Genomic DNA, 14,010 nt, shown 5'->3' on the forward strand with positions numbered 1-14,010 from the left:
CGCGCAAAAAGGTCAGCTTGATGGCGCTTAGAGCGCCACCGTCTCGACCTTCTTGCCGACGAAGCGGAGAGCAACCTGGCCTTGAATGAGCTGCAGTGCCGGCTCACCGAAGAGTTCCCGCCGCCAGCCATGCAGCGCTGCGACTTCTGCCTTCTCGCCCTCCGACGCGATCTTGTCGAGATCTTCGCTGTTGGCGATCACCTTCGGTGCAACGCCATGCTTTTCCGAGATCAGCTTCAACAAGACCTTCAGCAACTCGGCAGCAGCCGCAGCACCTTCCGGCGGCTGCGTCTGCCGTGGAGCGTGCGGCATCTCGGCCTTCGGCAAGGCGAGTGCGGCATTGACCGCTTCGACGACGGCGATACCGGCTGCCGATCGCTCCCACCCCTTGGGGATCGTTCTCAGGCGGCCGAGCGCTTCGGCGTCCTTCGGCTGCTGCTGGGCGATCTCATAGATCGCGTCGTCCTTGAGCACGCGCGAGCGCGGCACGTTGCGGGAGCGGGCCTCGCGCTCGCGCCAGGCAGCCACATATTTGAGAATGGCGAGTTCCTGCGGCTTGCGCAGGCGCATTTTCAGCCGCTGCCAGGCATCATCGGGATGCATATCGTAGGTTTCGCGGGCCTCGAGGATATCCATCTCTTCCCGAAGCCAGGACGAGCGGCCTTCACGCTCGAGTTCGGCCTTGAGGTAGAGGTATACGTCCCGCAGATGCGTCACGTCGGCGAGCGCGTAATCCAGTTGTTTTTCCGAAAGCGGCCGGCGGCTCCAGTCGGTGAAGCGAGAGGACTTGTCGATCTGGACGCCCTTGGTGCGGCTGACGAGCTGATCGTAGGAGACGGAGTCGCCGAAGCCGCAGACCATCGCGGCGACCTGCGTGTCGAAGATCGGATGCGGGATGAGGCCGCCGCGGTTGTAGATGATCTCGATATCCTGGCGCGCGGCATGGAAGACTTTGAGGACGGCAGAATTGGCCATCAGTTCGAAGAATGGCTTGAGGTCGAGACCCTTCGCCAACGGATCGACCAGCACTTCCGTCGTCGGACTTGCCATCTGGATCAAGCAAAGTTCCGGCCAGAAGGTTGTCTCTCGGAGAAACTCGGTGTCGATGGTAATGAATTCTGACTTGGCCAGCTCTTTGCAGGCCGCCTCCAAATCGGCGGTTGTTTCGATCATCTCAATTCATTCGCAGGATAAACATAGTTGAACCTTCCTTCTCCTTTCGGCCGGATATGTCAACTAGAACCCGTAAAGAGCCGTCAAACAACCCTGACATAACTGGTCATGCCAGTCTTTTGATGCTCGATGATGTGGCAATGCAGCACCCAGTCGCCGGGATTGTCGGCCACGAAGGCGAGTTGCACCTTTTCGTCGGGTTGGACGAGATAGGTGTCGCTGACGAGTGGCATGATCTCCCGCGTCGATGACGAGAGTACCGTGAAGCTCATCCCGTGCAGATGGATAGGGTGCGTATGCGGCGTCACGTTTTCGAGTTGCAGGATGTAGCTCTTGCCGAGCTTCAGCTCGGCCAGCGGCGCGGTCGGGTCCGGCGTGTCGCCCGGCCACGGCACCTTGTTGATGGCCCAGAAGCTGTAGCCGAGGGTGCCACAGATACTGTCGACAGACGCGCTTTCGGCCGTCGCGCTGAGAATGAGCGGGATCCTCTGTGCCGAAGAAAGATCGGCCTTGGCGACCGGGTTTTCGCCAAGCGCGGCGAGGTCGCCGACATTGCGCTTCAGCGACGCTCCGACCGCTTTGAGCCTGGCGATCGTCTTCGGTGTCGTGCCCCTGATGTCTTCGAGCGTGGCAACGGCGCCTTCGCTGTCCGGCATCCGCACGGCAAGATCGAGGCGCTGACCGGGGCCGATCAGCAGCAGATCGAGCGGAAAGCGTTTCGGTACGGGATTGCCGTCGATCGCAATGACCGTCGCGTCGGCCCCTTCCATCTTCAGCGAGAAGATGCGGGTGACGTCGGTCACCACGATCCGCAGCCGGATGAGACCGCCAGCTGGCGCATCATATTGTGGCTCCTGGTGCCAGTTGGCCGTCCTGACAGTTCCATAGGTGCCCGTCTTCGCCGCGTCGCGCGGCCGGAAAGGCGCAATGAACTGGCCGTCGCCGCCGAGGCGCCAGTCGCGCAGATTGAGCACCACCTCGGTGTCGAATGTCGGATCATCAGGATCCTCGACCACGAGTACGCCTGTCATGCCATGACCCATCTGCGTCAGCGTGTTGCAATGCGGGTGATACCAGAAGGTGCCGGCGTCCGGTGGCGTGAAGGCATAATCGAAGCTGTCGCCGGTATAGACGTAAGGCTGTGTTATGAACGGCACGCCGTCCATCTTGTTGGCGATTCTCAAGCCGTGCCAGTGGATCGTCGTCGGCTCGTCGAGCGTGTTTGTCAGTCGAGCCGCGTAGGGTTTGCCCTTGGTCATCCGTAGCACTGGGGGCATGCCGCCATCGCCCCAAGTCATGATGTCTTTGGTGACGCCGGCATCGGTAATACTGGCCGTGGTCTTCACCGCTTTCAGCACCTGCGCCTCTGGCGCCGCTTCCGCTAGCCCGAACTTTCCAGCGATCCCGATCCCGACGCCATAAGCGCCTGCCACAGCCGAGGCTTTCAGGAGATTGCGGCGAGTAAGAGGGGGCATGGCAAGACTCCGCGCGAACGATATGGCTCCTCTTTAAAGTTGACCGCAGGCTTCAGCAATACGGTACGAGGTTGCCAAACTGCCGCATGGCTTTTGCCGATGACACGGTTGCATGCTTGCCATAAGCCTTCTCAACGTGAGTACCCTATGCGCCAACCCTTGACAAATCAGACCGTCCATGCGCTTTTCCGCCCGATTTTCTTGTCGGTGCGGGAGAGCCATCAGAGCCCCTTGCTGCCGTCTTTAAGCCAGATACCGGGAATTGAGATTATGCATCGCTATCGCAGCCACACATGTGCAGCCCTCCGCAAGTCGGATGTCGGCGCCAATGTCCGGATTTCCGGCTGGGTCCACCGCGTTCGTGACCATGGTGGCGTTCTGTTCATCGACCTGCGCGACCACTACGGCATCACCCAGGTCGTTGCCGATCCGGATTCTCCCGCCTTCAAGCAAGCAGAACTGGTTCGTGGCGAGTGGGTCATCCGCATCGATGGCCTCGTCAAGGCGCGCACGGAAGACACCGTCAACAAGAACATGGCGACCGGCGAGATCGAACTCTACGCGCAGGAGATCGAAGTGCTCTCCGCCGCCAAGGAATTGCCGCTGCCCGTCTTCGGCGAGCCGGACTATCCGGAAGACGTTCGCCTGAAGTACCGCTTCCTCGACCTGCGCCGCGAAACGCTGCACAAGAACATCATAAAGCGCACGCAGGTCATCTCCTCGATGCGCCGCGAGATGACGAATGTGGGCTTCACCGAATACACGACGCCGATCCTGACGGCCTCCTCGCCCGAAGGTGCGCGTGACTTCCTCGTGCCGTCACGTATCCATCCCGGCACCTTCTACGCGCTGCCGCAGGCGCCGCAGCAGTACAAGCAATTGCTGATGGTCGCCGGCTTCGATCGCTACTTCCAGATCGCTCCGTGCTTCCGTGACGAAGACCCGCGCGCTGATCGCTTGCCGGGCGAGTTCTACCAGCTCGACCTCGAAATGAGCTTCGTCACCCAGGAAGACATCTGGAACACCACGGGCCCGATGATGACGTCGATCTTCGAGGAATTCGCCGAGGGCAAGCCGGTCACCAGGGAATGGCCGCGTATCCCCTACGACGAGGCGATCCGCAAGTACGGCTCCGACAAGCCCGACCTGCGCAACCCGATCGTCATGGAAGCCGTCACCGATCACTTCGCCGGCTCCGGCTTCAAGGTCTTCGCAGGCATGATCGCCTCGAACCCGAAGGTCGAGATTTGGGCGATCCCGGCCAAGACCGGCGGTTCTCGCGCATTCTGCGACCGCATGAACGCCTGGGCCCAGAGCCAGGGCCAGCCGGGCCTCGGCTACATCTTCTGGAAGGAAGAAGAAGGCAAGATCGGCGGCTCCGGCCCGCTCGCGAAGAACATCGGCGAGGAGCGCACCGAGGCGATCCGCACGCAGCTCGGCCTTGATGTGGGCGATGCCTGCTTCTTCGTCGCCGGCGAGCCATCCAAGTTCTACAAGTTCGCGGGCGAAGCCCGTAACCGCGCCGCCGACGAACTGAACCTCATCGACCGCGATCGCTTCGAGCTGTGCTGGATCGTCGACTTCCCGTTCTTCGAATACAACGAAGAAGAAAAGAAGATCGACTTCGCCCACAACCCGTTCTCGATGCCGCAGGGCGGCCTCGACGCGCTGACGAACCAGGATCCGCTAACGATCAAGGCTTACCAGTACGACGCGGTTTGCAACGGCTTCGAAATTGCTTCTGGCTCGATCCGTAACCAGTCGCCGGAAACCATGGTTGCTGCCTTCGAAAAGGTCGGCCTCAGCCAGCAGGACGTGGAAGATCGCTTCGGCGGCCTCTACCGCGCCTTCCAGTACGGCGCGCCTCCGCACGGCGGCGCGGCCTTCGGTATTGACCGCATTATCATGCTGCTCGTAGGCGCCAAGAACCTGCGCGAGATCTCGCTGTTCCCGATGAACCAGCAGGCGCAGGATCTGCTCATGGGTGCACCGACCCCGGCAACGCCGACGCAGCTGCGCGAACTGGCGATCCGCCCGATCCCGCCGGTCAAGAAGGACTGAGCAATCAGCTTGAACACGAAAAGCCGGCGATCGATTTCGCCGGCTTTTTTTTGCTTCTCGAAAGGCCGCTCAGATCCGGCGCCGCCGGCGTGAGAGGAGGCGGGCACGACGGCGTCACCCCGCAGAATTGCGCGAGATGGTTGGGTACGCAATGAAATGAGTTGCGCCGCAACACCAACTGACGGCCAGCGGCTACCATACTCCCAAACATAGAGAAACCCGGCGGTCAGGGTCGCTCGCCGGGTTTCATATACTCAAGCTTGGCACATCAATCGTTGGCCGAAACCTTCACGCCAAGCACCTGCGGCAGCGTGTTCGGTGCGCCCATCGCCGCGCCCATAATCATCGGGAACGGAACCGGTTTTGCCGGCGCGGCGGCAAGCGTCAGGCTCTTTGGGTTGTCGAGGAAGGTGTTGACGGCCGCCGATATGGCGTTCTGCAACTCCGGAATGTTGAGCTGAGCCAACATGATCGGTGTCATCGCCTTCAGTGAATCCGCCATCTGCTGGCCGGAAATGTTCTGCTGGCTGCCGGCGTAATCGAGCGCGCGCTTGGTGATGGAAGCGTCGTCAAAGCGGATCTGGGCGCTTTCGAACGACAACTGCTGCATCAGTCCGAGCATCGACAGGCCAAGAGCCTGCTGGGCCTCTTCCTTGTTCTGGTTTGCTTCAGCCTGCTTGGCGGCCTCCTGCAGCGACTTTATGAAGGGCATCGTGTAGCCGGAGATTTTGAAGGCAAGATTGAGCTTACCGATATTATTGAAGTCGAACGCAAATTCGGAGACGTCGATCGTGCCCGGCGTCAGGTCCCAGGCGCCCTTCATCGTGATGTCGCCTTGGATGTGCTGGAGTGCGAGCTTGTCGATCGCTTCCTTGCTCTGTGCGTCGGTTGCCTTGCTGAGGTCGGCCTTGAGGCCCTTGAAAGCACCATCGAAATCGAAGCCGGACTCATCTTCGCGAAGCGTCAGGTTCATGTCGCTTCCAGCGAGCGAGAACAGTTCGGCACCGTTCTGGACGACCTTCACCGGGCCGCTGTGGGCGCTTTCGTAGAGCAGCATGGAGTCGAGGCCCTCGCCTTTTGGATCAGCCGGGATCGAGATGCCGCTGAGCGTCAGGTCGGTGGCCGTGAAAGTGGCGCCCTCGTTGGTGGCGCTGATGTTGGGGAAGGATGCCTCCTCGACATAGTAGCCGCCGTCGTCGTCTTCCTCGACGCCCGTCATGGTGATGTCGCCAATCGACACTGCTTCACCGCCGTTGGCCTTAAAGCTCGCTTTCTTCAGCGTTACCGTCGTGCCGTTGACATCGACGCCATCGGCAACGATCGTGCCGCCCTGCTGGCTATAGGCGGCATTGATCTTCTTAAGCAGATCCTGGCCGTCGAGCGCGAAGGCCGAGCCGGCGAGAGAAAGAAAGGTAGCGCCCGAAAGCATCAGCCGTGTCGTCCGGTAAAAAGTCATCTGGGGTCCCCTGGTGGCGGTACTGAGCGGCGAATGAGAATTCGGCGCCGGTCTACTGTGGTTCGATCGCGGTTTATATTTGAGGATTTCTAAATTTGTGTTGAAGGGAAAACGAAAGAACGACCAAATTCAGGCAAAGTGTCTCAGGTCATTCTTTTCGTGTGTTCACAAGACTTCGTCCACAGCCGGAATGCCCGGAATCCTTGCCCAAAAGGGTCATCTCGGCTAGTCAGGACATATGGGACAAGAGATTTTGCCGCCCTCTGGCGGAGACGACGATAGTATCCTTCCGGTCGATCTTAAGGCGGCGCTCGAAGAGCGCTATCTTGCCTATGCGCTATCGACCATCATGCATCGCGCGCTTCCGGATGTGCGCGACGGCCTGAAGCCGGTCCACCGCCGCATTATTCACGCCATGAGCGAAATGGGTATCCGGCCCAACTCGGCCTTCAAGAAATGCGCCCGTATCGTCGGCGACGTCATCGGTAAATTCCATCCGCATGGCGACCAGTCGGTTTACGACGCGCTGGTGCGCCTGGCGCAGGATTTCTCGCAGCGCTATCCCGTCGTCGACGGGCAGGGCAACTTCGGCAATATCGACGGTGACAGCGCTGCCGCCTACCGATACACCGAAGCGCGTATGACCGAGGTCGCGGGTTTCCTGCTCGACGGCATCGAGCAGGATGCTGTCGATTTTAGGCCAACCTACAATGAGGAAGACGAAGAGCCGATCGTCCTGCCAGGCGCTTTCCCGAACCTGCTGGCGAACGGTTCGTCCGGTATTGCGGTCGGCATGGCGACGTCCATTCCGTCGCACAATGTTCACGAACTCTGCGACGCGGCACTTCACCTCATCAAGCATCCCGATGCTTCGGTCGAAAAGCTCGTCGAATTCATTCCCGGCCCGGACTTTCCGACCGGCGGCATCATCATCGACAGCCGCGAGAGCATCATCGAGGCCTACAAGACCGGCCGCGGCGGCTTCCGGACTCGCGCCAAGTGGGAGATCGAGGATCTCGGCCGCGGCGGCTATCAGATCGTCGTCACCGAAATCCCGTTCCAGGTGCAGAAGTCCCGCCTGATCGAAAAGATCGCCGAACTGTTGCTGGCGCGAAAGATGCCTTTGCTCGAGGACATCCGCGACGAGTCCGCCGAAGACGTCCGCGTCGTGCTGGTGCCGAAGAACCGGACGGTCGATCCGACGATCCTCATGGAATCCATGTTCAAGCTGACGGAGCTGGAAAGCCGCTTCCCGCTGAACATGAACGTTCTCTCCATGGGCCGCATTCCGCGCGTCATGGCGTTGAACGAGGTACTGAGGGAGTGGCTCGACCATCGTCGCGAAGTGCTGCAGCGCCGTTCGCGCTTCCGTCTGGCCGCCATTGACCGCCGCCTCGAAATCCTCGGCGGCTTGTTGATCGCCTACCTCAATATCGATGAGGTCATTCGCATCATTCGCGAAGAGGATGAGCCGAAGCCGGTGATGATCGCGCGCTGGTCGCTGACCGACAACCAGGTCGAAGCGATCCTCAACATGCGCCTGCGGTCGTTGCGCAAGCTCGAGGAGTTCGAGATCCGCACCGAGTTCGACGAACTCACCAAGGAGAAGGCCGAGATCGAGGCCCTGCTGGCATCCGAAGAAAAGCAGTGGCAGACCGTCGCCTGGGAAATCGGCGAGGTGAAGAAGAAGTTCGCGAAAGCGACCGAGCTCGGCCGCCGCCGCACCCAGTTCGCCGATGCACCTGAGGCCGACGAACAGGCCATCCAGCAGGCGATGATCGAAAAGGAACCGATCACCGTCGTCGTCTCAGAAAAGGGCTGGATCCGTGCGCTGAAGGGCCACATCTCCGACACCGCATCCCTGACCTTCAAGGAAGGCGATGCACTGAAGGTGGCCTTCCCGGCGCAGACGACCGACAAGATCCTTATCATAACGACAGGCGGCAAGGCCTTCACCCTCGGTGGCGACAAGCTGCCCGGCGGCCGAGGCCACGGCGAACCGTTGCGCATCATGATTGACATGGAGAATGATCAGGACGTCTTGACCGCCTTCGTGCACGATCCGGCCCGCAAGCAGATGATCGTCTCGACAGCTGGAAACGGCTTCGTCGTTGCCGAGACCGACATGGTGGCCAATACCCGCAAGGGCAAGCAGATCATGAACGTCTCCATGCCTGACGAGACCAAGCTGATCGTTCCCGTCAGCGGCGACCATGTGGCTGTCGTCGGCGAGAACCGCAAGCTGCTTGTCTTCCCGTTGGCGCAGGTGCCGGAAATGGCGCGCGGCAAGGGCGTCCGCCTGCAGCGCTACAAGGATGGGGGCATTTCCGACGTGCGCTGCTTCGCGATCGCCGACGGCCTCGTTTGGGAGGACAGCGCAGGCCGCACCTTTACCAAAAACAAGGATGAGCTCGCCGAATGGCTCGCCGATCGCGCCACGGCCGGTCGCACCGTTCCGAAGGGCTTCCCACGCAGCGGCAAGTTTGCCGGCTAAGCGAAAATAAATCTGGGCCTCGCTCTTGGCGGGCGAGGCAACTCCTCTATCTCTGTCCGATAATCATAACATGGACAGGCATCATTCCGCGGGCGGACGGGATGATCGTTTATGGCGCTTTTTAAGAGCATCATGTCCGATCACGGAGGAATGTTGATGAGTGCTTGCAATACCATCACCCTGAACGTTGCGCATACATTCAATGCCTCGCCCTGCGCCGTTTATGACGCATGGCTGAACCCTCAGGTTGCAAAACGCTTCCTTTTCGCAAGCGACGACGGCCGCGTCGTCCGCGCTGATATCGATCCGAAGGTTGGCGGGCATTTTCTCGTCATCGACCGGCGTCCAACAGGTGATGCAGTGCATTACGGCGTGTTTCTAGAGTTGCGTCGGCCGCGGCGGATGGTCTTCTGCTTCTCCGCCGCTGAGCACGATCACAACGCGGATCGAATCCAGATTGACATCGAATCGCTGGCCGAAGGCACGCGGCTGACGCTCTCGCATGAAATGTGCGCCGAATGGGGCCAGTTCGAAGAACAGACGCGACAGGGCTGGGTTCACGTGATGCAAGGCCTTGAACGCGAGCTCGAGGCGATGCAGGTCGTTAGTGTGCCAGAGATTGTTGCGCAGGCTTCGTCCGAACCACCCAAAGCGAGTGCGCCATAATCGCGCAGACCAGGATCGCGCCGCCGATGAGCGTCATCGTCGGTGGGGCTTCCGCGAAAATCAGCCATATCCAGATCGGAGCCAGGATGGTTTCGAGCAGATAGAACATGCCGACTTCCGGCGCTGACAGATAGCGTGGCCCAGTTGCCAGGCACCAGAAGGCGATTGGCATCAGGACTGCCCCATTGAGGATGATCCAGGCCGGATGCTCGATAGTCAGTCCGGCGGGCAATGCCTCGGCAAAGCCGAGGATGGCGGGTAGGGTCGCGGCAAGCAGCGGCACGAAGCCCATGTCGCGGCGTGATGCCCGCCCAACCGTGATAGCCGATGCGAGGATAAGGGCGCTGAGAAGCGCCATGGCATCGCCGAAGACATGACCGCCGGCCAATCCATCATGAACGATCAAACCAACGCCGAATACCATCACGGCCATGGTCACGAACGTCGATAGCGAAGGCCGTTCCCTGAGGAATATCCACGAGAGAAGCGCGCCGAACATCGGATTGAACGCGACGATGAAAACCACGTTGGCCGTTGCCGTGTTGAAGACAGCAAGCAGGAAGGTCAGCGTCGAGCAGCCGTAGAGCAGTCCGGTCGCAAGGCCATGCCTGCCGGGCACCAGCACCGGCCATTGTCCCTTGATGCTTCTGATGAGGCAAATCACCAACAGTGCGACGGTGACCGTGGTAATGCTGCGCGTACCAAGGATCGACCACATGTCTCCGTGCGCAAGGCGAACCAACGGAATGTCCATGGAAAGAGCCAGGCCGCCGATCGCCGTCAGCAGCAGGCCTTTCCGATGATCGGAAAGAGAGGGAAGGGGCATTTAATAGCGCGTGCTTTCGGGCAGTGCGGAGGGATCGAAACGTTCCCAGCCGCGCGAAGTCAGGTGCTCCTGCGGCTGGAAGCGAGTCTTGTAGTCCATTTTCCGCGACCCTTGAACCCAGTAGCCAAGGTAAACGTGCGGAAGGCCCAACGCCTTTGTCCGCCTGATATGGTCGAGGATCATGAATGTCCCAAGGGAGCGCCGATCCATGTCAGGGTTGAAGTAAGAATAGACCATGGATAGGCCGTCGCTCATGGTATCGGTGAGAGCGGCTGCCACAAGTTCGCCCGTCGGACGCTCTTCCAGGCCGGCTCCTTCCTCTCGAAGCCGGTACTCGATGATCTTGGTGTTCACATGGGTATCCTCGACCATGATGGCATAGTCGAGCACTGTCATGTCGGACATTCCGCCCTGTTGGTGGCGAAAGTCGAGATACCGTCGGAATAGCGAATATTGCTCGCTGGAAGGCTGAGCGGGGAATTCCGTGGAGATGAGATCGTCGTTCGCCGCCAGCACGCGTTTTATGGATTTCGTGGGCAGGAATTCTTGCGCGAGGATACGCACCGAAATGCAGGCGCGGCAGGCTTCGCATGCCGGCCGATAGGCAATGTTCTGCGATCGGCGAAAGCCGCCTTGCGTCAGAATATCGTTCATCTCCGCTGCGCGCGGCCCGACGAGATGAGTGAAGACTTTCCGTTCCATCTCATGGGCCAGATAAGGGCACGCAGCCGGAGCAGTCAGGTAGAACTGCGGTGATGGCGTCGTCTGCGTATTCATCTGTTGCGGAGATTTCCTTTGGTTCGCTGCGTATATGACAGGATGACTTAAGAATGAAAAACGTCAACAGCGCGGCTGTTTTCGAACCCGATGTCGTGCGTCATACTTTGGGATATGGTGCCGGGAGGCTCCCGGCAAAGATCAGAAGCAGCGTTTATTTTGGCTCGCCACGGCTCAAATCAGGCCGTGCGGACAGTGACGGTGCCGACGAGAAAATCGTGGATAAGCCGGCTGCGCTCGGTGAACAGACCGACCAGCAGAATCAGCGGCGTCAGAACGGAGTTCAGGATCCAGAAAAGCGCGAGGTGAACGATGGCCGTCAAAAAATCCATTCGCTGCCCATCGACTCGCATAATTGCAATCCCCATTGCCCGCATGCCGAGCGAGGCTTGATTGAAGCCGCCAACGGTGAAGCCAAAATAGAGGCCGGCGACGATCACGAACAATGCCGGATAAAGGAAGAATCCGAGCCCAAGCGTGACGATCGACAGGAAGAAGAGAATGACCGCTGCCGGAATGCAGAGCAGCAGAATGATCACGTAGTCGAGAATGAACGCGAAGACACGACGGCTCAGCGTGCCGCTATAGGCGCGCCAGTCGTCCGGTGCGGCATAAAGCGGGTTGGGAGTGAGCGTCATTATTACGGTCTCCTTTCGAGAAGCGATGTCGCTGATATGGTATCGCTTCCCGCAAATGCAATATTTGCGCAGGGATCAGCGCTTGGCGAGAATTGTGGCCACTTCGACGGCAAAATAGGTGAGGACGCCATCGCAGCCAGCCCGCTTGAAGGAGAGGAGGGTTTCCAGCATGGCCCGTTCGCCGTCGATCCAGCCGTTCATCGCGGCAGCCTTGATCTGTGTGTATTCGCCTGACACTTGGTAGGCGAAGGTCGGTAGGCCGAAGGCCTCCTTCATGCGCCAGCAGATATCGAGGTAGGGGAGCCCCGGCTTGACCATCAGCATGTCCGCCCCTTCCTCGACATCGAGCGCGGCGTCGCGGATCGCCTCGGTGCCGTTTGCCGGGTCGATGTAGTATGTCTTCTTGTCGCCCTTGAGCAGTCCGCCGGTCGAGATCGCCTCGCGATAGGGGCCGTAGAAAGCCGAAGCGAACTTCGTCGCGTAGCTCATGATGCCGACGTTCTGGTGCCCGGCGGCATCAAGCGCGCGACGGATGGCGCCAATTCGGCCGTCCATCATCTCCGAGGGCGAAATGATATCCGAACCGGCGTCTGCCTGCATGACGGCTGCGCGGGCAACCTGGTCAACGGTTTCGTCGTTGACGATCTCGCCTTGCCGCAGGATTCCATCGTGGCCGTGGCTCGTGAACGGATCAAGCGCGACATCGGTGATAACGCCGATATTAGGCACTGCCTTCTTGATTGCGATCGTCGCCTGATTGATCAGGTTGTTGGCCTCGAGACTGTTCGAGCCGGTTTCGTCGCGCAGTTCCATTTCGATGTTCGGAAAGGTCGCGATCGCAGGGATGCCAAGATCAGCCGCTTCTTTGGTGGCTTCGACGAGCTTATCCACGCTCATGCGGTTGACGCCGGGCATCGCCGGTATCGGTTCGACGATGCCGGATCCGGGCACGACGAAAACCGGCCAGATGAGATCGTCGACCGTCAGGCGGTTTTCCTGCACGAGGCGCCGTGTCCAGTCGGCCTTCCGATTGCGGCGCATGCGCCGATGGCCAGTTATTTCGTCGACGAGATGGGTCTTATCCTGCATGGTCGTTCCAGCTTTCTGCCATTCCAATTATCGAAGCGCTCATTATCATGGCACGGACCAAATCCAAACCGGACGATTGGCCGCAATTGATGAAGCGCTGGCGAAGTCGCAACCGCAACCCTATTGTTTAAGACATGGATGCTGATTCCCCGATGATACCAAAACGGACGCTAACCAGCGTTCTCTTCATTCTGTTCCTGCGGCTTGTCGCCATTTCCTGCTTCTGGTTCGGATTGCAGTATTGGGCGATGCTCGTCGGCTATTCGCTGGTGGGGGCAGGGCGCTTCGATTTGCTCAGCCTTCCCTGGAAGGTCGCAAGCACCAGCCTTGCCGTTCTCTTCCCTGTCGCGTCTCTAGGCCTTTGGCTTGCCGTCTCCTGGGGACCGGTTATCTGGGTGCTAGCGGCAGGCGGACAGATTATCATGCACGGCTTCGTGCCAGAGGTCTTTGGGGCCAATCGACTGATCGTTTTGCTGCATGTTGCGGTGGCCCTGGTCTATATGGGATTCCGCGCAGCCCTCTGGTACGAGAAGCGCAAGCGGCGCCGGCAAGTAAGCGTTGATTTACCCTGATACAACGCGGGGTTTCCGGTAAGGCACTGTTAAGCCTGCGGTTTAAGTAGAATTTTATTTGTATTCGATAGGGTCTGTCTCAAGGCGGGAAGAAAACCAACACCGCCAAACAAACAGTGAGGCAGTCATCATGAACACGAAAATCAAGCCGCAGGCGGTATCGAACTTCCGTGACCAGCAGGAACAGGGCATCCGTGATCTTTACATGGAATCCCTTCATCTTGTTGAACGTCTTCACCGCCGTCTCCTCGACGTCATCAAGGATGAGTTCGACCGTCAGGGTCGCAGCGACGTCAACGCCGTCCAGGCACTTCTTCTCTTCAACATCGGCAACTCCGAGCTGACCGCCGGCGAACTTCGCTCCCGCGGCTACTATCTCGGCTCCAACGTTTCCTACAATGTCAAGAAGCTGGTCGATCTCGGCTTCATCAACCATCAGCGCTCGCGCATCGACCGTCGCTCGGTCCGCATCAGCCTGACGGAAACCGGCCAGGACATCGCCGAAACCGTCGCCAAGCTCTATGAGCGCCATATTGGCTCGATCGACAAGGTTGGCGGCATCGGCACCGACGAATTCACGCAGATGAACAAGCTGCTGACCCGTCTGGACCGCTTCTGGAACGACAGCATCATGTATCGCCTGTAATCTCTTAAGCCAACTTCCCTGCTGGCTTATCGGACCTCCAAGGCACGAAAGGGCGCAACGGTATCCGTAGCGCCCTTTTCGCCGTTTGCTGCACTATGCGGGGGCTACATATTCGGCTGCCAACTTGATAATGACTT

Annotated in this window: 12 protein-coding genes; 5 read left to right on the forward strand and 7 right to left on the reverse strand. The window is 59.5% G+C overall.

Annotation, left to right across the window (positions count from 1 at the left end; translation table 11 throughout):
- Positions 1-27: 27 nt before the first annotated feature.
- Entirely contained in the window at positions 28-1,173 is a 1,146-nt protein-coding gene (rnd, locus tag NBG89_RS04905; protein ID WP_431321958.1) for a ribonuclease D, read from the reverse strand.
- Between the two features lie 83 nt (positions 1,174-1,256).
- Positions 1,257-2,648: a multicopper oxidase family protein gene (locus NBG89_RS04910; protein ID WP_431321959.1), complete on the reverse strand. Its 1,392-nt coding sequence runs from the start codon at positions 2,646-2,648 to the stop codon at positions 1,257-1,259.
- 270 nt (positions 2,649-2,918) lie between these two features.
- On the opposite strand from NBG89_RS04910, the gene aspS reads away from it, so the two are divergent.
- A complete protein-coding gene (aspS, locus tag NBG89_RS04915) occupies positions 2,919-4,709 on the forward strand; it encodes an aspartate--tRNA ligase (RefSeq protein ID WP_431321960.1) in 1,791 nt (596 codons plus the stop codon).
- Positions 4,710-4,977: 268 nt separating this feature from the next.
- On the opposite strand, the gene NBG89_RS04920 is transcribed toward aspS, so the two are convergent.
- On the reverse strand, positions 4,978-6,165 hold the full coding sequence (locus NBG89_RS04920) for a hypothetical protein (protein ID WP_431321961.1): 1,188 nt from the start codon (positions 6,163-6,165) through the stop codon (positions 4,978-4,980).
- 238 nt (positions 6,166-6,403) lie between these two features.
- On the opposite strand from NBG89_RS04920, the gene parC reads away from it, so the two are divergent.
- On the forward strand, positions 6,404-8,659 hold the full coding sequence (gene parC / locus NBG89_RS04925) for a DNA topoisomerase IV subunit A (protein ID WP_431321962.1): 2,256 nt from the start codon (positions 6,404-6,406) through the stop codon (positions 8,657-8,659).
- Between the two features lie 156 nt (positions 8,660-8,815).
- Positions 8,816-9,325: an SRPBCC family protein gene (locus tag NBG89_RS04930; RefSeq protein ID WP_431321963.1), complete on the forward strand. Its 510-nt coding sequence runs from the start codon at positions 8,816-8,818 to the stop codon at positions 9,323-9,325.
- Here the strand turns inward: NBG89_RS04930 and NBG89_RS04935 are convergent.
- From NBG89_RS04935 to hemB, 4 genes are all read right to left on the reverse strand, one after another.
- Positions 9,264-10,151: a DMT family transporter gene (locus NBG89_RS04935; protein ID WP_431321964.1), complete on the reverse strand. Its 888-nt coding sequence runs from the start codon at positions 10,149-10,151 to the stop codon at positions 9,264-9,266. The two genes, NBG89_RS04930 and NBG89_RS04935, sit on opposite strands and share 62 nt — an antisense overlap.
- On the reverse strand, positions 10,152-10,928 hold the full coding sequence (locus tag NBG89_RS04940; RefSeq protein WP_431321965.1) for an arginyltransferase: 777 nt from the start codon (positions 10,926-10,928) through the stop codon (positions 10,152-10,154).
- A gap of 179 nt (positions 10,929-11,107) precedes the next feature.
- On the reverse strand, positions 11,108-11,566 hold the full coding sequence (locus tag NBG89_RS04945) for an RDD family protein (protein ID WP_088691733.1): 459 nt from the start codon (positions 11,564-11,566) through the stop codon (positions 11,108-11,110).
- 75 nt (positions 11,567-11,641) lie between these two features.
- Complete coding sequence (gene hemB / locus NBG89_RS04950) at positions 11,642-12,655, reverse strand: porphobilinogen synthase (RefSeq protein WP_431321966.1); 1,014 nt, start codon at positions 12,653-12,655, stop codon at positions 11,642-11,644.
- A 134-nt stretch (positions 12,656-12,789) separates the two neighbouring features.
- Between hemB and NBG89_RS04955 the strand changes: the two genes are divergently transcribed.
- Together NBG89_RS04955 and ldtR are read left to right on the forward strand one after the other, a co-directional pair.
- A complete protein-coding gene (locus NBG89_RS04955) occupies positions 12,790-13,227 on the forward strand; it encodes a DUF6163 family protein (RefSeq protein ID WP_431321967.1) in 438 nt (145 codons plus the stop codon).
- A gap of 130 nt (positions 13,228-13,357) precedes the next feature.
- A complete protein-coding gene (gene ldtR, locus NBG89_RS04960) occupies positions 13,358-13,873 on the forward strand; it encodes a transcriptional regulator LdtR (RefSeq protein ID WP_431321968.1) in 516 nt (171 codons plus the stop codon).
- Positions 13,874-14,010 lie beyond the last annotated feature (137 nt).

This window comes from Rhizobium sp. YTU87027 (assembly GCF_050644135.1).
Lineage (GTDB): Bacteria > Pseudomonadota > Alphaproteobacteria > Rhizobiales > Rhizobiaceae > Rhizobium.